This is a genomic window from Kribbella sp. CA-247076, from assembly GCF_050942445.1.
GTDB lineage: Bacteria > Actinomycetota > Actinomycetes > Propionibacteriales > Kribbellaceae > Kribbella.
The window spans coordinates 3,513,930-3,537,263 of record NZ_CP192051.1 but is presented as its reverse complement, the minus strand read 5'-3'; the positions used below and the strand labels follow the sequence as shown (position 1 = coordinate 3,537,263).

General features: G+C 66.5%; 19 protein-coding genes. 12 read left to right on the top strand and 7 right to left on the bottom strand.

Features of this window, described 5'->3' with window-relative positions; genetic code table 11:
• Positions 1 to 168 precede the first annotated feature (168 nt).
• Complete coding sequence (locus tag ACQPYZ_RS16725; protein ID WP_433169161.1) at positions 169 to 654, top strand: hypothetical protein; 486 nt, start codon at positions 169 to 171, stop codon at positions 652 to 654.
• Between the two features lie 59 nt (positions 655 to 713).
• On the opposite strand, the gene ACQPYZ_RS16720 is transcribed toward ACQPYZ_RS16725, so the two are convergent.
• The 3 genes from ACQPYZ_RS16720 to ACQPYZ_RS16710 all read right to left on the bottom strand — a co-directional run bounded on the left by ACQPYZ_RS16720 (position 714) and on the right by ACQPYZ_RS16710 (position 8,324).
• The gene (locus ACQPYZ_RS16720; RefSeq protein ID WP_433169159.1) at positions 714 to 4,199 is read right to left on the bottom strand and encodes a PKD domain-containing protein; all 3,486 of its coding nucleotides are present in this window, start codon (positions 4,197 to 4,199) and stop codon (positions 714 to 716) included.
• A 1,036-nt stretch (positions 4,200 to 5,235) separates the two neighbouring features.
• A complete protein-coding gene (locus tag ACQPYZ_RS16715; RefSeq protein ID WP_433169157.1) occupies positions 5,236 to 6,528 on the bottom strand; it encodes a Shedu anti-phage system protein SduA domain-containing protein in 1,293 nt (430 codons plus the stop codon).
• Between the two features lie 620 nt (positions 6,529 to 7,148).
• Positions 7,149 to 8,324: an HIRAN domain-containing protein gene (locus ACQPYZ_RS16710; RefSeq protein WP_433169155.1), complete on the bottom strand. Its 1,176-nt coding sequence runs from the start codon at positions 8,322 to 8,324 to the stop codon at positions 7,149 to 7,151.
• A gap of 1,292 nt (positions 8,325 to 9,616) precedes the next feature.
• Here ACQPYZ_RS16710 and ACQPYZ_RS16705 point away from each other — a divergent pair.
• On the top strand, positions 9,617 to 9,952 hold the full coding sequence (locus ACQPYZ_RS16705; protein WP_433169153.1) for a hypothetical protein: 336 nt from the start codon (positions 9,617 to 9,619) through the stop codon (positions 9,950 to 9,952).
• Between the two features lie 327 nt (positions 9,953 to 10,279).
• Positions 10,280 to 10,822, top strand: coding sequence for a 3'-5' exonuclease (locus ACQPYZ_RS16700; protein ID WP_433169703.1), 543 nt, complete (start codon positions 10,280 to 10,282; stop codon positions 10,820 to 10,822).
• Positions 10,823 to 10,826: 4 nt separating this feature from the next.
• Here ACQPYZ_RS16700 and ACQPYZ_RS16695 read toward each other — a convergent pair whose 3' ends face one another.
• Both ACQPYZ_RS16695 and ACQPYZ_RS16690 read right to left on the bottom strand, forming a co-directional pair.
• Positions 10,827 to 11,717 carry a phosphotransferase gene (locus ACQPYZ_RS16695; RefSeq protein ID WP_433169151.1) on the bottom strand — a complete coding sequence of 297 codons (891 nt, stop codon included), beginning with the start codon at positions 11,715 to 11,717 and terminating at the stop codon, positions 10,827 to 10,829.
• Positions 11,714 to 13,099 carry a helix-turn-helix domain-containing protein gene (locus ACQPYZ_RS16690; protein WP_433169149.1) on the bottom strand — a complete coding sequence of 462 codons (1,386 nt, stop codon included), beginning with the start codon at positions 13,097 to 13,099 and terminating at the stop codon, positions 11,714 to 11,716. Before ACQPYZ_RS16690 ends, ACQPYZ_RS16695 begins: the two co-directional genes overlap by 4 nt.
• Positions 13,100 to 13,228: 129 nt before the next feature.
• Between ACQPYZ_RS16690 and ACQPYZ_RS16685 the strand changes: the two genes are divergently transcribed.
• The 5 genes from ACQPYZ_RS16685 (at position 13,229) to ACQPYZ_RS16665 (ending at position 16,332) form a co-directional block, all read left to right on the top strand.
• Positions 13,229 to 13,369 (top strand): hypothetical protein, encoded by a 141-nt coding sequence (locus ACQPYZ_RS16685; RefSeq protein ID WP_433169147.1) that lies wholly within the window; start codon positions 13,229 to 13,231, stop codon positions 13,367 to 13,369.
• Between the two features lie 100 nt (positions 13,370 to 13,469).
• A complete protein-coding gene (locus ACQPYZ_RS16680; RefSeq protein ID WP_433169145.1) occupies positions 13,470 to 13,730 on the top strand; it encodes a hypothetical protein in 261 nt (86 codons plus the stop codon).
• A gap of 58 nt (positions 13,731 to 13,788) precedes the next feature.
• Positions 13,789 to 14,079, top strand: a complete 291-nt coding sequence (locus ACQPYZ_RS16675; protein ID WP_433169143.1) for a hypothetical protein — start codon at positions 13,789 to 13,791, stop codon at positions 14,077 to 14,079.
• 284 nt (positions 14,080 to 14,363) lie between these two features.
• Positions 14,364 to 14,897 carry a flavoprotein gene (locus ACQPYZ_RS16670; RefSeq protein WP_433169141.1) on the top strand — a complete coding sequence of 178 codons (534 nt, stop codon included), beginning with the start codon at positions 14,364 to 14,366 and terminating at the stop codon, positions 14,895 to 14,897.
• Between the two features lie 133 nt (positions 14,898 to 15,030).
• A complete protein-coding gene (locus ACQPYZ_RS16665) occupies positions 15,031 to 16,332 on the top strand; it encodes a tyrosine-type recombinase/integrase (RefSeq protein WP_433169139.1) in 1,302 nt (433 codons plus the stop codon).
• Positions 16,333 to 16,345: 13 nt separating this feature from the next.
• On the opposite strand, the gene ACQPYZ_RS16660 is transcribed toward ACQPYZ_RS16665, so the two are convergent.
• Positions 16,346 to 17,665, bottom strand: coding sequence for an acyl-CoA dehydrogenase family protein (locus ACQPYZ_RS16660; protein WP_433169137.1), 1,320 nt, complete (start codon positions 17,663 to 17,665; stop codon positions 16,346 to 16,348).
• 118 nt (positions 17,666 to 17,783) lie between these two features.
• On the opposite strand from ACQPYZ_RS16660, the gene ACQPYZ_RS16655 reads away from it, so the two are divergent.
• The 4 genes from ACQPYZ_RS16655 to ACQPYZ_RS16640 are packed head-to-tail and all read left to right on the top strand — an operon-like array spanning position 17,784 to position 21,997.
• A complete protein-coding gene (locus ACQPYZ_RS16655) occupies positions 17,784 to 18,509 on the top strand; it encodes a TetR/AcrR family transcriptional regulator (protein WP_433169135.1) in 726 nt (241 codons plus the stop codon).
• The gene (locus ACQPYZ_RS16650) at positions 18,506 to 19,783 is read left to right on the top strand and encodes an acetyl-CoA C-acetyltransferase (RefSeq protein ID WP_433169133.1); all 1,278 of its coding nucleotides are present in this window, start codon (positions 18,506 to 18,508) and stop codon (positions 19,781 to 19,783) included. The genes ACQPYZ_RS16655 and ACQPYZ_RS16650 overlap by 4 nt, the downstream gene beginning before the upstream one ends.
• A gap of 8 nt (positions 19,784 to 19,791) precedes the next feature.
• On the top strand, positions 19,792 to 21,138 hold the full coding sequence (locus tag ACQPYZ_RS16645) for a 3-oxoacyl-ACP reductase (RefSeq protein WP_433169131.1): 1,347 nt from the start codon (positions 19,792 to 19,794) through the stop codon (positions 21,136 to 21,138).
• A 1-nt stretch (position 21,139) separates the two neighbouring features.
• Positions 21,140 to 21,997 carry a MaoC/PaaZ C-terminal domain-containing protein gene (locus tag ACQPYZ_RS16640; RefSeq protein WP_433169129.1) on the top strand — a complete coding sequence of 286 codons (858 nt, stop codon included), beginning with the start codon at positions 21,140 to 21,142 and terminating at the stop codon, positions 21,995 to 21,997.
• A 44-nt stretch (positions 21,998 to 22,041) separates the two neighbouring features.
• Here ACQPYZ_RS16640 and thrS read toward each other — a convergent pair whose 3' ends face one another.
• On the bottom strand, positions 22,042 to 23,301 hold the full coding sequence (gene thrS, locus ACQPYZ_RS16635) for a threonine--tRNA ligase (protein WP_433169127.1): 1,260 nt from the start codon (positions 23,299 to 23,301) through the stop codon (positions 22,042 to 22,044).
• Positions 23,302 to 23,334: the final 33 nt, after the last annotated feature.

Here is a 23,334-nt window from a genome sequence, read left to right as displayed (position 1 = left end):
GTGGTTGCAGGTCTGGCGGATCGTCTCGTTGAAACCGGACCGAGTGGATGTTGCGGCGGCTGCCGGCTCGCACCCGCCGCAACATCCCACCAGCCGCGCCGACGTCCCCCTTCGGGCTGGCTCGACGTCGGGTACGGCGACCTCGAACCATCTCGGGAGGAACGAACCATGCCTCATCACGTCGTCGTGGTGCTGCTGCAGGAGCTGTCCAAGGCCGACGCCGAACGAGTGACGGCCCTGAACGGCAGCGCGGACCGAGCCGTCAGCTACCACCTCCTGCTGGCCGACGGCGCGCACAGCAACGGAGCGTCCGCGCTTCTCGGCATCGAGCGGGCCGACACCTTCGGCTCCCCCGCCGTAGCTCGCCGCGCCGGCGCGGAGGACAACTTCGATACCCGCCCGGACACGAACGACACCATCGCGAACAGCGTCGACCGTCTACGCGCCGCGCAGGCCGCCGACGTCGACTTCGCCGTCACACACACCGACCTCTGGTCCGGAGCCCGGTCTCTTGTCCGGTCCACCGACAGCGACCAGGTCATCGTCGTCGCGGACAGCCGGACGTACCAGTTGGTGTCCCTCTTCGACTGGCAACGCCGAGCCCGCGCGTACCTGAACGTCGACACCTTGTACACCTTGCAGCACCAGCATTGAGCGCGCGTGGGCCGGCTTACCTGATCGGGAACGAGCCGAGACGGATCCCTGGTTGTGCGTCAGTTGGGTTGGGTGCCTGTCACCGTGACCTCGGCCAGGCTGATCACGCCGGCGCTGGTGGCCGGCGACTGCACCTTGACGTAGCGGGCCACGGTGTTGGTCGGCAGACTGGTGACCGCCCCGGGCGTCGCCCCGAGGTTCAGCTTGGTCACCGCGGAGTCGGCCATCAGCTGGGCGTAGGTCCGGCCCGACATGCTGGCGGTGGAGAGGAACACCACCGCGTTGTTCAGCTTGTCGGCCGAGGCGTCGGTCCGGTTGTGCACCGTGACGTTGCTGACCCGGGAATTGGTCAGCAGGTCGACCTGCCACCACGGCTGCGAACTGGACGCCGTCCGGCTCACCGACCCGGCGGCGAAGACGCCGTTGGTGTTCCCGTCGACGGCCCGGGCGGCGGTGCCGACGTCGGTCGACGACTGCGCGGCCGGCCGGTTGGTGGACAGGTTCACGGCGCCGGTGGTGCCGCCGACCTGCAGCTCGGCCAGGTTCAGGATGGTGAAGATGCTCGACAGCTGCACCCGCACGTACCGGCCGGTGGCGTTGCCCGCGTTCAGGGTCAGGCTGTTGGTGGTGGACGAGAACGCCGAGAACGACATCTTCTTCACCGAGTTGTCGGCCTGCAGCGAGGTCATCGACCGGCCGGTCATGTCGGTGGAGGAGATGAACACCGAGCCACTGCCCATCCGGTTCGAGTCGGTCCGGCTCCACACCGTGACTGTGGAGACGGCCGCCGCGGAACCGAGGTCGACCTGCCACCACGGTTGGGTGGAGAGGTTGGTCTGGGTCACCGAGCCGCCCGAGAACACGCCGTTGGTGTTGCCGTCCACCGCCCGGGCCGCCACCGCGGTACCGCTGGTGCTCGACTGGGTGGCGGTCTTGCCCCGGGCCAGGTTCGGAGCGGTGACGGTGACCGTGGTGGTCGACACCGCGCTGTCCACCTTGCCGTCCCGCACGACCAGGCTGAAGGTCAGCGTGGCCGGTGTGGCCGGGGCTGCGAACGTCGGCTTCTGCACCGTCCGGCTGGACAGCGTCACCGCCGGCCCACCGGTCTGCGTCCAGGTGTAGGTCAGCGGGTCGTTGTCGGCGTCGCGGCTGCCGGAGCCGTCCAGTGTCACCGTGGTACCCGTGTTGACCGTCTGCGCCGTACCGGCGTTCGCCACCGGCGCCTGGTTGACCGGCGTGGTGGTCACCGTGGTGGTCGCCGCCGCGCTGTTGGCCTTGCCGTCCCGCACCACCAGGCTGAAGGTCAGCGTGGACGCGGAGGACGGGGCGGTGAAGGTCGGCTTCGCCGCCGTCGTACTGGACAGCGTCACCGCCGGTCCACCGGTCTGGGTCCACGCGTAGGTGAGGTCGTCGCCGTCGGCGTCGGTGCCGGACCCGTCCAGGGTCACGGTCGAACCAGCCACGACCGACTGCGGCGCACCGGCGTTCGCCACCGGGAGGCGGTTGTTCGACTCCGAGAGCGGCCGCGGGGTGCAGTTGCTCACCGAGACCGTGAAGGGCTCGACGTTGTTGTCCGTCTCGATCATGGCACCGTCCTCGGAGCCGCTGAGCGAGATGGTGTGCACCTGGCCGGGGTTCAGGCGGGTCTCCCGCCACTCGTCCGTACCGCGCTCCCACTCGACGATCAGGACCCGGCCGGTGACCGCGCGGACGATGCACCCGTCGGCCCAGGCACCCATGTACGGGTAGAGCGGAACGCCCGACACCGAGTAGACGTCGCGCGCGTTGTCGCCGGAGCGGCCGTTGCCCTGGTACGCCGTGCCGACCGGCCAGGTGATCACGCCGCCGTACCAGTCACCGGGGTTCTCGCCGGTGCCGACGTAGCGCCAGCGGGCGTTGACCCAGGAGACCGGGTCGCAGGTGGTGGGGTCGATACAGTCGGGCGGCGTCGGCGGGACCGGCGGGCCGGGCACGAAGGCGTACTCGAACGGCGAACCGCTCTGCACGCTGACGATGCTGCTGCCGCTCAGAGTGGTCGGCACGGTATAGCTCTGGCCGGCCGACAGGTTGGCCAGCGACGCGTGCGAGTCCCCGACCGGGCCGGAGAACACGGTGGCGCTGCCCGAGGTGACGGTGATCTTCCAGTTCGCCACCTGCGGGGCCGGCGCGTAGACGTCGTGCGAGGCGGTGTAGCCGTAGCGGGCCCGGCTGGGGTCGGTCTCGGCCGGCCAGACGGCGGCGTACCCGCTGTCCGACGGACCCCACGGGCACGGGCTGCTGGTGCAGGTCCAGGTCACCCGGGCCGCCTCGCCGTCGCCGGCCGGCGGGGGCGTGACCGGCCCACCCGGGGTCAACGTGTACTCGAACGCGGAGCCGGCCTGCACGCTGACGATGCTGCTGCTGCTCAGGCTGCTCGACACGGTGTAGCTGTCGCCGGCCGACAGCGCGGCCAGCGACGAGTGCGAGTCCCCGACCGGGCCCGCGTACACGGCGGCGCTGCCGGAGGTGATGGTGATCTTCCAGCCGGCCACCTTCGCCGCCGGGGCGTACACGTCGTGGGAGACGGTGTAGCCGTAGCGGGCCCGGGTGGGCTCGACCGTCGCGGGCCAGACCGCCGCGTTGCTGGTGTAGCTCGCACCCGACGGGCAGGGCGTGCCGGTGCAGTTCCAGGTGGCCGGCACCGAACCATAGCCGGACGCCGGCGGCGTGGTCGGATCACCCGGAGTGAAGCTGACCCGGAACGCGCCATCGTCCTGCACGCTCACGATGCTGCTGTTGCTGAGCGTGCTGGACACGGTGTAGCTCTCGCCGGCCGACAGCGCGGCCAGCGACGAGTGCGAGTCGTCGGCCGGACCCGCGTACACCGTGGCGCTGCCGGAGATGACGGTGATCTTCCAGCCCGCCACCTTCGACACCGGAGCGTAGACGTCGGCGGAGACGGTGTAGCCGTAGCGGGCCCGGACCGGCTGGGCCGCGGCCGGCCAGACGCCCGCGTTGCTGGTGTAGCTCTGGCCCGACGGGCAGGGGCTGCTGGTGCAGCTCCAGGTGGCCAGCACCGAGCTGTCACCGGCGGCCGGCGGCGGGTCAGTTGGGGCGCCGGGGGTGATCGTGTACGCGAACGACCCACCGTCCTGCACGCTGACGATGCTGCTGCTGCTCAGCGTGCTGGGCAGGGTGTAGCTGTCGCCGGCCGACAGCGCGGCCAGCGACGAGTGCGAGTCGTCGGCCGGGCCCGCGTACACGGTGGCACTGCCGGAGGTGACGGTGATTGTCCAGCCCGCCACCTTGGGCGCCGGGGCGTACACGTCGTGGGAGACGGTATAGCCGTAGCGGGCCCGGACCGGCTCGGCCGCGGCCGGCCAGACCGCCGTGTTGCTGGTGTCCGACGGGCCCCACGGGCACGGGCTGCTGGTGCAGGACCACGTCGCCACAACGGACGACGCAGGATCACCCTCGGCCGCCAGCGCGGGCGCGGCGGCGTGGCCCAGCACCATCGCGACCGCAGTAGTGAGAACGAAAAATGCGGTCGCGAAACGTTTGAACATGCCGGCCCCCCGGATGTGTGACTCTCCCCTTGTGGCAAACCGTAACCCAAGTCGCTCTCTGTCAACGGAAAAAGAAGCGAAAAGATCCAACCACGAACCATTCGTTACGCACTTCATCACGCTACGGAGAACCCGCATTACTCATTGATGAGCAACTGGAAGACCCCGGCACTGAAGGGCTCACGGCGGGCACAGAGCGTAGTGGTCGGCCGGCCAGCCAGCTTTGGGTGATGAGGGGTACGCCAGGGCGGTAGGCCATGTGGAGGTAGGAGGAGGCGTCGAGGACGGCCAGGTCAGCGCTAGCGCCGACGGTCAGACGGGTGAAGGCGCTCCGGCCTTAGGTCGCGGGCATCACTCGGGTCGCCGTTTCCTCTCCGCAACACGCAGGCCCCGGAGAGGTCGACTCCGCGGCAGCGCAGCCGCTGGCGGCAGCCGGCAAATGGTCACCGGGCGGCAGCCCAGGGATGGGTGGAGCGCGCGGAGCGGGCGCGTTGAGGAGCGAAGCGACGAAGTAGCTCCCGCGGAAACGCGCGTGGGTTTACCTGATCCGCATCCCCGAGATCGCTCGGGCGATCACCAGGCGTTGGATTTCTGAAGTGCCTTCGAAGATGGTGTAGATCTATCCCAGCCTCACGCTGGCTGAGTCGAAGGAGGTCGGATATAGCCGCTGACCACGGCTATCTATCTCATCGATGATCAACCGTGATCGTGGCTTGTCAGCGTCCCACGGAGCTGTGACGGAGCAGGTGATTGCCAAAAGCAACTTTCGGGATCGTGTCGATCGGCTCGAAAGCCGTCAGGAAGCGTGCTTGCGATGAGGAGTCCTACCTGGACGCGTACGACGAACGGGCGGTCCCGTCGACTGCTCGATGCGACGTCGTCCGGCCGCGCGGCGACGAGAGTCGCTCAAGTCAGAATCAGATCACAGAGGAGCGCACGGCCGGTCGGTTGGTCCTCTGTCGAGCAGAGACTTGAGAGAGGCGCCCGACAGATGTTGAGTCAAGATCTAATCCGCCCATCAGGCCACTAAGCCGGCCTAGTCCTGAGACGCGTGTATGTCCGAACCCATGTACCTTAGAATGTTCGTGAGGGCTGCTCGGGCACGCTGAGCGAGAACGTCGTATGGCAGGACCTGCGCTCGATGAACGGATCTGTTGAGCTCATCCAGCACCAGTCGATGATGATCCTCGAGCCGATCCATGCGACCAAGGACGATCAGAAGTCTCGGGTCCCTTGGGTTCGAGATCCCGTGGAGTTCCTCCGCTGCGCTCGCGTAACGTGTCAACCGATCTCTGTAGGCCAACGCCTGGGCCAATGCTTGAGCGAGTCCCGAGCTGAGACTGTAATGATGCGGGCTCGGCACACCAGAACCCTCCACGCGCGGTGGTGCCTTGATGATCACGTCTGCGGGGCTTTTCAGTTCGACCAAGTCGTTGTAGCCATCGAAACGCTCGAGGATGAAGTCCATCGAGCCGCTCGGACCACGGGTTTGCGGTCGGATAGCTGCGTACTCAAGGCCAAAGAGCAACGGATTCTTTGACAAGAATTTCTGCATCTGAGTCTCGGTCGTGGTGTCCGTATGCAGCAGGTGCTCATAGGTCTCGATTGCTCGGCGAGCGTCGGCTATACGGTCTGCGATCCGTTCATGAAGAACGAGCCCTGCGGCGCGTCGTCCGATCTCGTCCGAAGTCGCACCGCGTAATAGGTCTGCGCGATGATTGGCGCCGGTCAAGCCGACCGTAAGGTCTATGAGCTGTTGAAGCTGGCGCTCGTCGAGATCACCGAGCGCTCCGACGGAGTCGACGAGTTCGTCCATCGTTGCCGGACTGCGCGCACCGATCTCGACGAGCTCCGTCAGCGACTGCAAGCGACTGGCGTCGTCGTTGAGCCAGGCGACGACATCTTCGACGTCCATGTGGCGCATCACGAGCGCACGAAGAGCGTCTGGGTCACCGAACTCCGCCAGTTCGGTGAACTCGCGTAGCTTTGCTGCGCCGACCTCCAGATGATTGGCTATGTACGACAGGGCCGGATTTCCAGGCGTCTGACGGTACTCATCGATGTTCAGAATGAACAGAAAGTGCGTTTCGGTCTTGAGGAATCCCTGCCGAACGTCGGTCCGTCGAGTCAGCAACAGTGCTGGTATCAAGCCCTCTGGGGCCTGAGCCTGAACTGTGCGGGCCAGGATTTCGCCGTTCTTGAAGAGCGTGCGCCGGTCGGGGAAGACGTCCAGCCAATTGAAGTCATGGAAGACTCGGATGCCGCGGAGGCGGTTCGGCGCACCCCGGCGGGACCTCAGAGGCGGGCTCCATTCGAGGTTGAGATTCATATCTCGACGATAATCAACCATCGGTCGAGAGAGATAGCGCCCATGTCTCGAACTTCACGCGCCATGAGGCGTTGTGGTCGACAAGACAGCCAATCAAGTGTTCGTTTCCCACCAATCCGCGCGCACGATGCACAACGGCTCACATCAGTTCCGATGGCCCGTGAGCAAGATTCGTATTCAGACAGCTCTGACTCGGGGCGTCAAGGGACGTAGGCATGTGACTCGTCAGGCGCAGCTCCGCCGCGATCCATGCCTCAGCTTATTCTCGCAGCACGCGATGACTTGAGACAGCAAACTGCGGCACCGCCACGTGCGGCACCGCCACGTGCGACATCGCGATCAGCGACCACGCCCGGCTGCTGCCAGGCAGTTGTCAGCTGTATTCTCGCCAACGAGCAGGCTGGCCGAATTTCAGCGCTGCAGGAGCACCATCTCACGCCCTCATCGCAGGATCGGATGCGGAAGTGTCTGTCTGCAAGTCTTGCAGTCAGACGTCCCATGGCCAGCAGTTCCTCGTATCCGTGCTCGATGCGCATCACTGTCGCGGGACTGCGACGGAGAAGGTGAGTGCCAGGCCGGCTGTCGCCACTGTTGGGTTGGACACTGGCCATCGATCTAACTCATTCCGACACCACTCGACAGGCCGGGCAGAGCTGCGGCTTGCGTCCGCGGACCCGAAGACGCTCAAAGTCGGCGCTGCAGCGCCCACAGATCAGGATCTCTACGTTGGCTGGCGCATGTGCCGTGGACGCCACGCCAGCCGCCGGGGTGGAAGCAGCTTCGGGAGGCGGCTGCACGGGCGGCCTATGCTTTGGCGCCGGCGCCGCCTCGAGCTTCTGGCGAGCACGATTTCGGCGCTTGAGGAGATCCTCGACGGCGTCCCCACGCGCTGCGGCGTTGCCGTACAAGGCGAGACCGCGCTCCGCCCACCAGAGGCAGGCATCCCAGTCCTTCTTCTTCTGCTGCCGGATCGCCATCTGGCGGTAGGTCTCGAGCAACGGAACGCTGCTCCACTTGGCCATGAACGCCTGGCAGATTGTCTCCATCTCGGCATCGTGTCGCCTGCAGGCATCATCGAACTCGTCAAGCGCCGAATCGTAGAGATCGCGACACCGGTACAGCCGTGCCTCCAACTCGGCGAACTGAAAGTGCCGATCGATCGGGTCCGGATCGGCCGCAAGCAGCCCCCGCAGCATTGCGATCGCGGGCCGGTCGGCCTCTGGCAACTCGTTGAACCAGGACAGATCGTATGAATCGTCCTCCGCATCGGTCAGCCATGCCTCGCTGAAACCGGTGCGCATGGTTCCGGTCCCAGGCAGTGGTCGGCCACCTAGGCCCTGAGACATGCGGCGCACCCCGAAATCTCGTGGGTCATGCTCGAGCCAAACACCAAGACGTCCTGGTCCATCGTCGTAGTAGCCACCTCCTACGATGACCCCCTGCAGCCCGATGTAAGCACCCGACGATGCCATCAGCTCATGCAGTCCCTCGACGTAGAGAGCAGCGGTCTGGCGATCCAAGTACCCGACAACATTGCCTTCAACCGCAACCGCGATTGCATTCGAGTCGTAGATATTGTGCGGCTCAGGAACAAGCACAGCCCCGATCGGATAGCGCACCCTTTGGCCGAGGCGTCCACCACATATCGCCCAGAGGGCTGCCTGATAGTTGATCTCGCCGACCACCTCGAGATCGTCGTCACCATCCAGCAAATGCACTCGTGGAGCAGTGACCATCTGCGCTCGCGTCGCCTCACGGCTTGCCGCTCGGCTACGCAGTCGATCCATCAGACCCATCGCATGTCCCCCTTGTCTCGACGAGAACATCGAGATAACCGCACACTCTGTTACGGAGCGAGCAGGATCCGCCGCACGCAATTTGCTCCACGAAACCCAGCCTCGGTCCTGACAGAAGATGGACAGGCCGCGCCTCCGTGCCGGAACCGACAAGCCGGGCCGGGCCGGGCATGATGCGTGGACCTCAGGCGCTGACTCGGCGTCGCCACAGCTCCGATAGAGCCATCGGACCACAACTCGACGCCAGCGCCCGTCCGCAGAATTCATTGGAGTCCGCCGATCATGCTGCTGCCAGCAGACAGGAATGGGCGGTCGACAGCACCTAGGTAGGGCGGGTCGGACCGTCGGACCTGCCAGTAGCAGTAGTGGCAGAAAACCGCTCAGAGCGGTCCCATGCTCATGGCAGGCGACACGCGGCACGCCGGACCTGGAGCCCGGACGGGCCGTCGGGGAGAGAATTCTCTAAGGCACGGAACGATACCTGGGCAAGGCGCCTCTGGCTGTTCCTGTGGTGCCGCATGATCCCTTCTCGTAGCGGGGTGGGCAGGTGGCCAGGTCACGGCAGAGGAAACACGAGACCGCTTTTGCAGTCGTCATCACGATGATTACAGCCGCCGCGTACTCGATCTACTCGATCGCTCACGGCGACTGGAACTCTGCCCTGTGGACAGGTTGCGTCGCTGTCGGAGTGCCGTGCTGGCTGTTCGCGATCAAAGCGCCGAACACCTGTGGCGTGACAACTAGAGCTGGTCACCCTTGCCCCAACCGAAGTTACGGCGTTTTGTTCGGTTGCGGCAGCGCCGAGGGCCATACATGGGCAAAGTTCTTTGCTCATTTCGGATGGCGGCAACGACCTGCGCGATCAAGGACGTCCGGTCGGAGTGGTCCGACCATCACAGCAGGGCCCAGCCGGGCGCTCCGCGAGGAAACAGAAACCTCGAATGAACAGCGCGCCGTCAGGGACAACCTGGTTTTCTGGGCTGCCATAATCGCGACGGTTGCCGGTGTGACCTCCGCGGCGACCGACCTCGCCGGAATCTTCCAGCGATAGTCGCACGACCACAGCCACCGTGTTCCCGAGCGGGAGGCTTTGCCATATCGACAACTGGAGCATCTCGCCACGTCAGCTTCACGCCGTCCGGCGACGGTTAGATGACTGCGTACGACGTAGACCGTTCGCGCATCCAGTCCCCTTCGTGCAAGGTCGCCACCGGCACACATCTGGCATTCGAGGCGTGTCACCAATCTGCAACGCGTATTCGAACCCTGCGCGCGCCGCACGTTGAGTAGGTATGGACGACCTGCCACCTCCGTTCGGACGCGATCTGACCGCGCGACAACACGTCTGTGAGCACTGTGCCGACACCTACACCGCGGGAAGATCCGACCAGCGCTTCTGCTCGGATCGCCGGCTTCGCAACTGGAGGAGCCGCCGGCGGGTCCGCTCGGCAGAGGTGGTCGAGGCCGAACAGGTCACCGTGCTCCTTGCGGAAGTCGACCGGTTGCAGCATCAGGTCACCGAACTCCAACAGGCCAACGCAATGCTGCGACAGGCGTTTTCCCAGGCACAGAAGCGGTTGATTGCCGAGATGCCGTGGCCCCGGCGGCCGTTTGGAACTTGGAGATGAACTCACCAAGGCCGACCGAGCCGCGAGCACTGGCCCGTCCGGGCTTTGCCTCTTGTGAAGTGGTTCCGGTCCAGCCGGATGACTCGTGCGATGGTTCACCGGGTGCCTGCGACGCGCCGGTGCGCATACAGCGGCGGAGCACGGGCGGCGGCAGACTTGGAGTGGCTCGACACACCAACAGCACAGGACGGCACACACGCGACCGACCTCGCTGGGCGGCACGATAGTGGGAGGTAGCTGACGACAATGGAGCAACCTACCGACCCGTGGACGGCATTCGAGTAGGCCGTTGTCGACGTCGAAGGCAATGGACAGCGACCACCTGATCTGGTCGAGGTCTCGATTGTCGCGATCAAGGGCGGCTTGATCGGGCAACCGCGCAGCTGGCTGGTTCGCCCGCCCCGGCCAATCACTTCGATGGTCCGACGGTTCCACAAGATCACGGACGATCAGGTCGTAGACGCTCCAACGGTTGCCGACATCGAAGCCGAATTGCGCCAGGCGCTGAGCGACAAGGTGTTCGTTGCGCACAACGCCGGCGTCGATCTGGGCGTGCTCGGCCGCGCACTGCCGGGCTTCCAACCCGCTCGTGTCGTGGACACTCTCAAGATCGCCCGACGACTGCTTCCGGGCCGCGACTCATACCAGCTCGGGGCGCTTGTTGATGCGTATGGGCTAGCCCGCGGACTACCGGCCGACCTCGCGCCGCACCGCGCGACCTATGACGCGCTCGTCTGCGCGCGGCTCCTGTCTCATTTGGCGACGTCTCTCGGCCGCGGGCCGCTCAGACTCGCCGACTTGCTGGATGCCACAGTCGGCACGGCCGCAACAAACAGCGTCGCGGATGAGCCGGCCGCGACGCTCTTCTGAGCCGTCACTTGTAGCGGTGCCACAGTTCGTTGGCGCCTGATCTGAGAGTGGCTAGCCGGTGCGCGTGGACCCTCGCGATGTCGGGACGGTTGCGCAGGTCTGTGATGACGCTGGTGACCAGTACTAGCTCTCGGATGCGGCGGAGGATCGGCCACGCGGGAAGGGTAGTTACGTCCAGGCCGTAGGTGGTCGCTAGCGCATCGTGGTCTTGAGTGGCACCGAAGCGGAGGGCGCTGACTGCGGCTACTACTAGGTCATACGCGAGCGGGCCGATGCTGGTGCCGTCGAAATCGCAGAGGACGAATCTGCCGTTGGGTTCGCGCAGGAGGTTGCCGATGTAGGCGTCTCCGTGGAGCAGTCCCATCTGGAGATCCGGCACCAGAGCTCGGTACTCGGCTTCGATGGTGGCCCATTGCTGAGTGAGCCACGCGTGATCGTCAGCGGCCAGGCCGTCCGCCATGGCCAGACGGCTACGTGCACTGCTGAAGGGGTCCCAACGTCTGAGGCCGAGCATCGGTTCAAGCTTGTGCCAGCCGAGCAGCGGCGCCGCTAGTTCGGCGCCGGTCCATGCGGGATTGCTGCCTTCGAGCAGCTGCCAGACTGTTGCTGAGTAGTTCTCGAACAAGATCGGCTGGGTCATGCCTGGAACAAGTCTGACAGCGGGCGCCTCGTTGTGTTCGAGCCAGCTGGCAATGTGGGCGACGTGGTCGGCGCGTTGGCTCGCTAGATCGCCGGCGCCGAATCTGACGACAACGCCTTGGCTGGGAAGGCGGTAGACGGCGTTGTTCGTGTACTTGATGAGGTCGGCTTCGTCCGGGAGCAGGCCGGTTTCTTGGCAGATGCCCTTGAGGGCGTGTTTCAGCCGCTGGTCGAGCTCTGGGGACAGATTGGTCATGCGGTGAGAGCCTTCGGCGCGGTTTTGCGGACGGAATCGAGCTGATGTACGAGGTCCACAGCATCCGAGTTGTCGGTGTGTTGTGAGGCTGCGGTGCCGATCTCGGCGAGGCGGCTCATACCGCGGCCGCTGCGGAGATGCTGCGTTTCGCTGATTACGTCTCGAGCGATGTCGATGCCGGCGTCCAGCTCGTTCGTACGCAAGAGGTTCGTTGACAAGATGATCCGATCGAAGGTCCGGCTTCGCTGTGATCTGTCCGGGCCGGATTCGCTGATCGCCTGCTGCGCGAATGCGACGGCGCGTACGGCGTACTCGCGGGCCTGGGCATCATCCTTGGCGTAGCCCGACAGCGAGTTGTACACCAGCGCCTGATGTCCGGTGTAGTCGCCTGGCGTGAAATACAGGGTCGTCCATGGGGATACTCGGCTCTTGTCGGCACGGCCCATCTCGTGCTCTGCACGAGCGAGAGCATCGACTACATGGTCATGCTTGCCGAGCATCGCATACGCCAAGGCTTCGTTGGCGTGCAGTCTCGCGACCTCGGCCGGATCGCCGGCGTCTTGCGCCGCGAGTTGGCCAAGTTGCAGCATCTTCAAAGCCTCCACCGGTTGGGCCTCTTGCATACTCACCCGGCCCAGGCGGTACAGAATCGACGCTGCCAGCGACGGCTCCTCCGCGTCCTTCGCGAGCACAAGTGCGTTCATGAGGAAGCGTCGTGCTGCGGCTTGGTCGCCAATGTCGTGGAATGACCATCCGAGCATGCTGCTGAAGTCCGCCAAGGACACCTTGAGGTCGCGGTGCGTGCGCTGATCGGCGGTCGAGTGGATCATCCGCCTTGCGTAGCCGTAGAAACCACGGGCAGCGTCGACCGCTGCTCCCCCGCCGTACCGCTGATCGAGTTTGCGGAACTCGGCGGTCATCGACACGACTTGTTCCACGTCGGTCTCGGATATCACCGACGGCACAGAGGCCACGCTGCTGGGTACGTCGGGCAGCCACTTTCGAGCCTGATCGTTCACCGAGCCGAACGCCACACTCGCCACGGCACCAGCGAAGTTCCTGCGATCATCGCTGGTCAGTTTGCGCGATTCACCAGCCTCGGCTCGGCTCGATGAGGCGTACGCAAGCCCCATCCGTCCGCGCGGAATCTCGAACGCATCGGCGACGCGTTCAAGGACGTCGTACGCCTTGACGTGGCGACCGTTGAGGATCTCGGAGACCTCGCCTTGGGACTGGTACGTGCGCGCACCGATCTGCGTCTGGCTCCAGCCATGGCGCTGCAACCAGCGGAAGATCCCCGCCACGTCACGCGACGCCAGGACAGGACGCAGCTCCGGCTGATCCCACCAGGAGGAGTCGAGCAGCGGCTGCGGTGCCGTCATCGTCACTCCTTGTCTCTAGGCGGCTCTGCGAAGTTAGCCCGAGCGCATCCGGCGCGTCTATCGGCACTACCGATAGGTCGGCTCGATGAGCACTGCCTGTAGTGGTGGCTTCCGTCAGAGGGCCATGGTGTGGATACAGAGCGTTACAACGACTACAAGGGACTTCCCACCATGACGCTGCCGCTGTTCATCGTGATCTGCCTGACCGCGGGCTTGACCATCGCAATGGTCAGGGACTTGGCGCGAGACCTGTTTAGCCGGAACGAATGACACGGCGGTCGGACAGATGACCAGCGCTCTCCCACCTACCGACCACAGCGAGCGGGGCGACGCCATGCGCGCGTACGGATACATCCGGAAGCACTTCCTCATGAATGAGCTCGAGCTGGCGACGGCACGCAAGCTCGTCGTCGAGGCAGCCCAGGCTCGTGATGCACAGCTCGTGGCGATTCACGTCGAGGAGATCGAGACATCACCGGAGGCGTTCCACGATCTGCTCGCGGTCGTTATGCAGGAAGCCCAGCGAATGATCATCACACCCAACATCCAGCACCTTGAGGTGGCCGGCGACCCGTCATCGGTACGTCAGCGACTTGAGTCCAACGGCATCACGATCGTGGTCGGCTGCTAGCCGGCGTAAGGGACGAGTGGCGCAGATGCCGGCTACGCCAGCCCTCGGGTTCATCTCGATGGCCTTTGTGCGCAACACAGGCGAACTCCTTGCGATCCGTCGACAGCTGATGGCGTTCGCCAGCGAGCATGGGCTGCAGCTCACCAAGGTATACGTCGAAGAGCCCGGACCACCCAGCACGGCCTTCGACCTTCTCGAATCACTCCTGGACTCCGAAGGTCAGCCCCTCGTCGTACCAAGACTGCACCACCTCGCCGCACTCGGACACCCACTGAAGATCAGAGACCACCTCCGCCACTGCACCCACGAGGTCCTGATCGCCACCAGGCCGGCGGAGCGGACGTGCTGAGGGGACATCCCTCGTTCTCCTCAAGTCCCCTGCACTCCGCGTCCGTTCCGCCACTCCACCGGGAGCGCTGGCCGATGACCTCACTTAAGTCGGATTGGCGTTCCTGCCCCGAAGCTGCGTCCGCTCGGCGACCCTGCGCCTGAGCGGACGCAGCGCGGCGCACCTCTAACGCGGGAGCGTACCCACAGCTAATCTTTCGCTTGATCCCAGGCGACGACGTCAGCGCGAGAGGTGGTGTGGTCTTTGACGCTCCAGAGCGTGCCGACACGGTCAGGTCTCGCAGGATGACGGACCGAGGCGTGCTCCAACTGTTCATCTGCGGCGCAGGGCCTGCCAAGCGAGTTCACGAGCTGATTGCCCTATCCCACGACGGCGGGTTGGACGTCTACTGCGTTGCTACTGAGAGCGCTGTCGAGCACTTCCTGGACACGGATTCGCTCGAACAGTTGACTGGTCATCCAGTTCGAACGACGTACCGCAGGAGCGGAACCACCCCGACGCCGCAGCCTGACGCGGTGATCGTTGCTCCGGCGACGTACAACACAATCAACAAGTGGGCCGCGGGGATCGCGGACAACTATGTGCTGACGCAGCTGGCCGAGCTCATGGGGCTGGGGGTGCGGATCGTCGTACTCCCATTCGTCAATCAGGCGTTGGCGAGCAATCTCTCTTTTGTCCGGAGTGTCGAGGCGCTGCGTGAAGCAGGTGTTCGGGTTCTGCTCGGGCCGGGTGAGTTCGAGCCGCATCCGCATCGGACCGGTGACATTGCGTTGGAGCGCTATCCCTGGGCGCTCGCGCTGAAGTCCGCGCGCGGCTGAGTCGGCGGCGCGCTGCCGCCGTACGACGCGGCGACTATTCAATTCCTCCGTTCTCCAGACGTTGAGCTGCCGCACATCGGCGACGAGTGGAGGCGCGGCAATGGCTTACGTGAAGGATCAGTGGACTCGGGCGGTGAAGCAGGCCGACGGCTCGATCGAGCGGGTTCGGACTGCGAAGTGGGGGCGGGGGAAGCGGTGGTTGGCGGGGTGGGTGGATCCGGAGGGGCGGGAGCGGTCGGCGATTGGGACGAAGACGGCTGCGGAGCGGCGTGGGGCTGCGACGGAGACGGATCGGGAGCGTGGGGAGTACATCGATCCGGAGGCTGGGAAGGTTCGGTTTGAGGAGGTTGCCGAGAGGTGGCTCGCTTCACGGGTGGTGGATCCGGCTACTGCCCTGAAGTACGAGTCGTCGTTGCGGCTGCACGTCGTACCCGTATTTGGGCGGCGGCAGTTGCGGACGATCAAGCCTTCGGAGATCGCGGCGTGGGTGGCTGGGCTGGATGCGCGGTTCGAATCGTCTACGGCGCGTACGGCGTACCTCGTGCTGCACGGGACGCTGGAGGTTGCCGTCGATGATGAGGCGATCAAGCGGAATCCGGCGAAGGCGCGAGTGGTCAAGGTGCCGGCGGAGAAGGGCGGGAAGACCACCGCCTGGAGCGACGAGGTTGTGCTGCGGATCGTCGAGGGGCATCCGCTGCCGTACAGGCCGATCGCCTCGATCGGTGCTGCGTGCGGGCTGCGGCAAGGTGAGCTGTTCGGTCTTGCCGAGGAGGATGTCGACTTCGAGGAGATGGTCATCCGAGTTCGGCGGCAGGCGAAGAAGCTGGGTCGGGAGTTCGTGTTCGCTCTGCCGAAGAATGACACTGAGCGGACCGTGCCGATGTCAGAGGGTGTGGCCCTCATGCTGACGGAGTACATCGAGACCGCGAAGCCTCGGCCGTACACCTTGCCGTGGGAGAAGGTCGACGGGAAGCCGCTCACGGTCAACCTCTTGTTCCGTTGGACCGACGACAAGCACATCCGGGCTCGGACGTACGACGAGCTCGTGTGGAAGCCGGCGCTCTTCCACGCTGGCGTCATACCTGAGCCGTCGAAGGACGCACGGGGAAGGCGGCACTACTTCTCGAGCCGAGAGAACGGGATGCACGCCCTTCGGCACTACTACGCGAGCATCACCCTGGCGGACGGCGTGAACATCAAGGAGCTGGCGCAGTACCTGGGCCACGGCGATCCCGGGTTCACGCTCCGGCTGTACACCCACATGCTTCCTTCGTCGCATGAGCGGGCGCGGAAGGCTGTTGACTCGCGGCTGGCCCGGTTGTTCGCGATGGAGGCTCACGGAGCTGTGACGGAGCTGGCCGCCGACCGGTCCCCCACGACCCACTGGGAACCAGACGACGGCCAGTCTGTCGACCACCCTGAAATCAGCCTCTGACCTGCACAAACACCTATCTGATGCGCATGCCGGAGATGGCTCGGGCGATGACCAACCGTTGGATTTCGGAGGTGCCTTCGAAGATGGTGTAGATCTTGGCGTCTCGGTGCATTCGTTCTACGGGGTATTCGCGGGTGTAGCCGTTGCCGCCGAGGATTTGGATGGCTTCTTCGGTGACCTTCACCGCGACCTCGCCGGCCTTGAGTTTGGCCATGGAGCCTTCGCCGTGGCGGTAGTCGGGGGTTTCGCCGCGCATGAGGGCGGCGGACATGTTGGCGGCGCGCCAGACCAGCAGCCGGGCGGCGTCGATCTCCAGGGCCATGTCGGCGAGTTTGAAGGCGATGCCCTGGTTGTCGATGATCGGGCGGCCGAATTGCTCGCGGCCCTTGGCGTACTCCAGGGCGACCTCGTAGGCAGCCCGCGCGATCCCGATCGCCTGGGCGCCGACGATGTGACGGGTCATCTCGAAGGTGGCCATCGAGGCGTTGCGGCCGGAGGCCTGACCGGTCGACTGCGCCGAGCGGGCGCGGGCCAGCCGCTCGTCGAGCTTGTCCTTGCCGCCGAGGACGTTGCCGGCCGGGACGCGGACGTTGTCGAAGAAGACGTCCGCGGTGTGCGACGCGCGCAGCCCGTGCTTGCGCAGCTTGGTCCCCTGCTGCAGGCCGCGCACCTCCGACTTGGGTACGACGAACGCCGCCTGCCCCTTGGTCCCGAGGGACGGGTCGACCGTCGCGACCACCACGTGGATGTCGGCGATCCCGCCGTTCGTCGCCCACGCCTTCTGCCCGTTGATCACCCACTCGTCGGTGATCTCGTCGTACGTCGCCCGCGTACGGATCGCGGACACGTCCGACCCCGCTCCCGGCTCCGACGAGCAGAAGGCGGCCACGCGGACGTCGTCCGGCGTGCCGTAGCACCGGCCCATCCACTGGCTCCACTGCTCGGGCGTGCCGTTGGAGAAGATCGCGGACGACGCGAGGCCGGTGCCCTTGAGCGACATCGCGATCCCGGCGTCACCCCAGAACAGTTCCTCGTGGACGAGCGGCATCAGCAGCCCGGACGGGTCGACGAACAGGTTGACGTTGGCGTCGAGGCCGTACAGCCCGATCTTCGCGGCCTCCTGGATGACCGGCCACGGGGTCTCCTCGCGCTCGTCCCACTCGGCGGCGGCCGGGCGGATCACCTCGGCGGCGAACGTGTGGGCCCAGTCGCGGATCTCGCGCTGCTCGTCGTTCAGGGCGAGCGAGAAGGCGCTCCAGCCCGGCTTCGAGCGCTCGGCGCCGAGCTCGCCGGCCAGCGCCATCACGTCGGCGGACACCATGGGGTCACTCATCAAAGATCCTCACAAAGCAGAAGAGCAGAGCAGAAGTGCAGAGCAGGCAACGGCGATGTTACCCACGAGTGTAACTGTCGTTTGCAGCCAGGGGTACCACTGTGGCTAAGATCGATCCATGAGCTCCGCGCTGCTCGCGATCGGACGCCGCCGGACCACGGCGGAGCGTCGTCGCGACCGGGAGCGGGACATCATCCGGGCCACCCGTGAGCTGTTCGACGAGCGAGGCACGATCGACGCCCAGATCGACGATATCGCCAAACGGGTCGGCATCAACAAGGCACTGATCTACCGGCACTTCGCCGGCAAGGAAGAGCTGTTCGCGCTCACCCTGGTCGACTACCTGGGCGAGCTGGACGAGCGGCTGTCCCAGACGGACAACGCCCGGCGGACCCCGCTCAACCGGCTGCGGCAGCTCAGCGAGGTCTTCGTCGACTTCTGCCTGGAGTATCCGGCCTTCGCCGACTGCGCGATGAGCCTGCTCAGGCGGACCGGCGAGGAGCTGTTCGGCGAGATCACCGAGCCGGTGATGACCAAGCTCGGTACGGCGATGGCGACCGCGCTGGAGCGGATCGCGGCGATCCTGAAGGCCGGGCAGCGGGCGGGCGTGTTCGACGAGGTCGACACCGACTATCTGGCCAACCACCTCTACACCCAGACGCTCGGATCGTTGCACATGGCAAGAGTCGGCCTGATCGTGTCGAGCGGGCAGCCGGGGCACCCGGTCGTGCATCATGCCGATGTCGCCACCGTCCGGTCGACCGCGATCACCGCCACGCTCGCAACCGCAGTAGGTCGTAAGGCACTACCCAGGCGCTCCACCAGAGCAGGAGAGAAATCGTGACCGAGACCCGCAGGGTGGCCGTTGTCGCAGGCAACCGGATCCCCTTCGCCAGGCAGGACAAGACGTACCGGCACGCGTCCAACTCCGACATGCTCACCGCGGCCCTGAACGGTCTGGTCGACCGGACCGGGCTGGGCGGTCAGGAGCTCGGCGAGGTGGTCGCCGGCGCGGTCCTCAAGCACGCCCGCGACTGGAACATGGTCCGCGAGGTGGTCCTCGGCTCCAAGCTCGCGCCGACGACCCCGGCGTACGACATCCAGCAGGCCTGTGGGACCGGGCTGGAGGCGGCGATCCTGGTCGCGAACAAGATCGCGCTCGGCCAGATCGACGCCGGGATCGCGGGCGGGGTCGACACCGCGAGCGACGCGCCGATCGCCGTCAACGACCGGCTGCGCGGCATTCTGCTCGACCTGAACCGGGCCAAGAGCTTCCAGGACCGGCTCAAGGTGCTGGCCCGGGTCCGGCCGAAGGACGTCGTCCCCGAGATCCCGCGGAACGCCGAGCCGCGGACGCGCAAGTCGATGGGCGACCACGCCGCGCTGACCGCGCTGGAGTGGGGCATCACCCGCGAGGCGCAGGACGAGCTCGCGTACCGCTCCCACGTGAACCTGGCCGCCAGCTACGACCGCGGCTTCCAGCAGGACCTGATCACGCCGTACCTCGGCCTGGAGAAGGACCAGAACCTCCGCCCGGACACCACGCCGGAGAAGCTGGCCAAGCTCAAGACCGTGTACGGCAAGGGTGAGACCGCGACCATGACGGCCGGCAACTCGACCCCGCTGACCGACGGCGCCTCCGCCGTACTGCTGGCCACCGACGAGTGGGCCGAGCAGCACGGGCTCCGGCCGCTCGCCTACCTGACGCACTCGCAGACGGCGGCGGTCGACTATGTGAAGGGTGCGGAAGGTCTGCTGATGGCGCCCGCGTACGCCGTCCCGCGCATGCTGGCGCGAGCCGGTCTCACGCTGCAGGACTTCGACTACTACGAGATCCACGAGGCGTTCGCGTCCCAGGTGCTGTCCACGCTGAAAGCATGGGAGGATCCGATCTTCTGCAAGGAACGGCTCGGCCTGGACGCGCCGTTGGGCGAGATCGACCGCGACAAGCTGAACGTGAACGGCAGCTCGCTCGCCGCGGGTCACCCGTTCGCGGCGACCGGCGGGCGGATCGTCGCCGCGCTGGCCAAGCAACTGGACGAGAACGGCGGCGGCCGGGGCCTGATCTCGATCTGCGCCGCGGGCGGCCAGGGTGTCGTCGCCATCCTCGAGAAGTAGGAGCTGAGATGACGGACCGCTACCAGACCTTCACCCGGACGCCGCTCGGCCAGACCCTGGTGAAGAACCTGGGTCTGCCCGACCCGACTCCCCTGCCCCGCTGGACCGAGGGTGCGCCGGTGATCGACGGGCCGGTGGTGTTCGGCGCGATCGGCGAGACCGACGCCGGGAAGGCGATCCAGGCCCTGCTCCGGGACGTCGGCGCCTCCTTCAGTACGGCGACCGAAGGCATCGCGTCGAGCGAGATCCGGCCGAAGGCGCTCGTGTTCGACGCGACCGGCGCGACCTCGACCGCGGAGCTGACCAGCCTGCAGCGCTTCTTCTCCCCCGTCATCCGCCAGCTCGCGCCCGCCGGCCGGGTGATCGTGGTCGGCCGGACGCCGGAGCTCGCGCAGTCGGCCGAGCAGCAGATCGCCCAGCGCGCCCTCGAAGGCTTCACCCGCAGCCTCGGCAAGGAGGTGAAGCGCGGCGCCACGGTCAACCTCGTGTACGTCGCCCCCGACGCCCACGAGCAGCTGGACTCGACGCTCCGCTTCTTCCTCTCCCCCAAGTCGGCGTACGTCGACGGTCAGGTCGCCCGGGTCGGGACCGGTCCCCTGGTCAGCAACGACCCCGGTCGGCCGCTGTCCGGCAAGGTCGCCCTGGTCACCGGCGCGGCCCGCGGCATCGGGGCGGCGATCGCGGACACGCTCGCCCGGGACGGCGCGACCGTGATCGGCGTCGACGTACCGCAGAACGCGGACGCCCTGCGCAAGGTGATCTCCCGGATCGGCGGCAGCGAGCTGCTGCTCGACGTGACCGCGGTCGACGCGGCCCAGCGGATCGCCGCGCACGCCCAGGAGCAGTACGGCGGTCTCGACATCGTCGTCCACAACGCCGGGATCACGCGGGACAAGCGGCTGGCGAACATGCGCACCGACGCGTGGGACGCCGTACTCGACGTGAACCTGCGCGCGCCGGAGCGGATCACGCACCACCTGGTCGAGTCCCGGACCCTGAGGGACGGCGGGTCGGTCATCGGCATCGCGAGCATCGCCGGGATCGCCGGCAACAACGGCCAGACGAATTACGCGACCTCCAAGGCCGGCGTGATCGGCCTGGTCCAGGCGCTCGCGCCGCAGCTGGCCGAGCGGCAGATCCGGATCAATGCGGTCGCGCCCGGGTTCATCGAGACCGAGATGACCGCGAAGGTGCCGTTCACGATCCGTGAGGTCGGACGCCGGATCAACTCGCTGCAGCAGGGCGGGCAGCCGATCGACGTGGCCGAGACGATCGCCTGGCTCGCCGACCCGGCCTCGGCCGGGGTGACCGGCAACGTGGTCCGCGTGTGCGGCCAGAGCATGCTGGGGGCGTGACATGCCGACCCGCAAGTACGACGACACGCCGCGCTTCGGCACGCTCTACGCCCGGACCGTGAAGGCCACGCTGCGCCGGGCGGACTACGAGCCGGACGCCGACGGCCTCACACTCGAGCTGCCCCGGTCCGCGATCGACCAGGACCACCTGACCGCGTACCGGGACGTCACCGGCTTCACCGCCGGCCCGACGCTACCGGCGACGTACCCGCACGTCCTGGCCTTCCCGCTGCACCTGGACCTGATGTCCGACCCGTCGTTCCCGTACAAGCCGATGGGGATCGTGCACCTGTCGAACACGATCACCCAGTTGCAGCCGATCCCGATCCACGCCGAGCCGGCCATCCGGGTGCACAGTACGGCGGAACGCCCGCATCCGAAGGGCACGGTCTTCGACATCATCAGCGAGGTCAAGGTCGACGGCGAGGTGGTGTGGACCGACCTGACCACGCTGCTCAGCCGCTCGGCCGGCAACGAGAACGCGCCCGTCGACCTGCTGCCGGATCCCGAGGTCGACCCGGCCGCCTGGTGGGACCTGCGCGGCAACCTCGGCCGCCGGTACGCCGCCGCGTCCGGCGACCGGAACCCGATCCACCTGTTCAAGCTGACCGCGCAGGCGTTCGGGTTCCCCCGCCAGATCGCGCACGGGATGTGGGCCAAGGCCGCCGCACTCGCCTCGCTCCAGCGCGCCACCAGGCCCCCGGACGCCTTCACGGTCCGCGTCGACTTCCGCAAGCCGCTGCTGCTCCCGTCCCGGGTCCAGTTCGGGTCCAAGACGAGCGGCAAGACCACCGACTTCGCCCTGTACGACGAGCGCCGCGAGCTCATCCACCTGATCGGACAGCTCCAGGGCCTCTGAACCGCCAGGCCATCACAATCCGGCCCACCGGCCCGTCCACGCGCTCAGCTTGCTGCGGGACCATCGATTGCGATGGCCTGGCGGTCCGCCAGTACGTCCACCTCCGCTCGGATCCGGTCGAGGACCTCGCCGATCGGGGCCGGCTCCTGCTGCCGTCCGCCGCGTTCGCGGACGGCGAGCAGCCCGTCCGCGGCCTCGCGCGCGCCGATGACGGCCTGGTACGGCGCCTGCCGGTTCTCCCGGATGCGCGCACCGAGGCTGCCCTCGTCGGCGTGCGCGATCTCGACCCGCAGGCCGCGGTCCGACGCCCGTCGCGCCACCTCGGCGGCGAGCTTCTCCTCGTCGTCCGAGATCGGGAGAACGACGAGCTGTACCGGCGCCAGCCAGGCCGGGAACGCGCCGCCGTGCACCTCGATCAGCTGGGCCATCGCGCGCTCGATACTGCCCACGATCGCCCGGTGCACCATCACCGGGCGGTGCTTGTTGCCGTCGGCACCGACGTACTCGAGGCCGAAGCGCTCCGGCTGGTGGAAGTCGATCTGGACGGTCGACAGGCTGAATTCACGTCCGGCCGAGTCTGCGAGCTGGATGTCGATCTTGGGCCCGTAGAAGGCGGCGTCGCCGGGCGACTCCTCGTAGTCCACGCCGGCGTCGTCGAGCACGCTCCGGAGCAGGTCGGCGGCCTGCGCCCAGCTGGCGGCGTCACCGACGTACTTGCTCTCTGCGGAACCGATCACGGCGTCATCGGACGGCAGGGCCAGGACGTAGCGGGACGCGCGGATGCCCATGTCCTGATAGGCCTGGTTGATCAGACCGAGTGCGTGGCCGGCCTCGGAGGCGACCTGGTCGAGGCGGCAGAAGATGTGCGCGTCGTTCAACTGCATCGCGCGGACCCGGCTGAGGCCGCCGATCGCACCGGACAGCTCGGCGCGGTACTGCCCGCCCAACTCGGAGAACCGCAGCGGCAGTTCGCGGTAGCTGTGTGAGCGGGATCGGTACATCAGCGCGTGGTGCGGGCAGATGCTCGGTCGCAGGACGAACTGCTCGCCGTCCAGCTCCATCGGCGGATACATGTCGTCGCTGTACTTCGCCCAGTGGCCGGAGATCTCGTAGAGCTCGCGCTTGGCCAGCACGGGTGAGTAGACCTGCTGGTAGCCGGCTCTTCGCTCCACTTCGGCGATGTAGCTCTCCAAGGCGTGGCGTACCGCAGCGCCGGCGGGAAGCCAGTAGGGCAGGCCCGCGCCGATGAGCGGGTCGGAGTCGAACAGGCCGAGCTCGCGGCCGATCTTGCGGTGGTCGTACATGGTGTGGCTCCTCAACACGTTGGGGCGAGGAGC

Excerpts from the sequence above, each read along its gene's own strand:
- ACQPYZ_RS16675 (WP_433169143.1), top strand. The coding sequence starts at position 13,789 with ATGGCCTTTGTGCGCAACACAGGCGAACTCCTTGCGATCCGTCGACAG.
- ACQPYZ_RS16645 (WP_433169131.1), top strand. The coding sequence starts at position 19,792 with ATGACGGACCGCTACCAGACCTTCACCCGGACGCCGCTCGGCCAGACC.
- ACQPYZ_RS16715 (WP_433169157.1), bottom strand. The coding sequence starts at position 6,528 with ATGAATCTCAACCTCGAATGGAGCCCGCCTCTGAGGTCCCGCCGGGGT.
- ACQPYZ_RS16705 (WP_433169153.1), top strand. The coding sequence starts at position 9,617 with ATGGACGACCTGCCACCTCCGTTCGGACGCGATCTGACCGCGCGACAA.
- ACQPYZ_RS16660 (WP_433169137.1), bottom strand. The coding sequence starts at position 17,665 with ATGAGTGACCCCATGGTGTCCGCCGACGTGATGGCGCTGGCCGGCGAG.
- ACQPYZ_RS16710 (WP_433169155.1), bottom strand. The coding sequence starts at position 8,324 with ATGGGTCTGATGGATCGACTGCGTAGCCGAGCGGCAAGCCGTGAGGCG.
- ACQPYZ_RS16725 (WP_433169161.1), top strand. The coding sequence starts at position 169 with ATGCCTCATCACGTCGTCGTGGTGCTGCTGCAGGAGCTGTCCAAGGCC.
- ACQPYZ_RS16640 (WP_433169129.1), top strand. The coding sequence starts at position 21,140 with ATGCCGACCCGCAAGTACGACGACACGCCGCGCTTCGGCACGCTCTAC.
- ACQPYZ_RS16690 (WP_433169149.1), bottom strand. The coding sequence starts at position 13,099 with ATGACGGCACCGCAGCCGCTGCTCGACTCCTCCTGGTGGGATCAGCCG.
- ACQPYZ_RS16720 (WP_433169159.1), bottom strand. The coding sequence starts at position 4,199 with ATGTTCAAACGTTTCGCGACCGCATTTTTCGTTCTCACTACTGCGGTC.
- ACQPYZ_RS16680 (WP_433169145.1), top strand. The coding sequence starts at position 13,470 with ATGAATGAGCTCGAGCTGGCGACGGCACGCAAGCTCGTCGTCGAGGCA.
- thrS (WP_433169127.1), bottom strand. The coding sequence starts at position 23,301 with ATGTACGACCACCGCAAGATCGGCCGCGAGCTCGGCCTGTTCGACTCC.
- ACQPYZ_RS16695 (WP_433169151.1), bottom strand. The coding sequence starts at position 11,717 with ATGACCAATCTGTCCCCAGAGCTCGACCAGCGGCTGAAACACGCCCTC.
- ACQPYZ_RS16670 (WP_433169141.1), top strand. The coding sequence starts at position 14,364 with ATGACGGACCGAGGCGTGCTCCAACTGTTCATCTGCGGCGCAGGGCCT.
- ACQPYZ_RS16655 (WP_433169135.1), top strand. The coding sequence starts at position 17,784 with ATGAGCTCCGCGCTGCTCGCGATCGGACGCCGCCGGACCACGGCGGAG.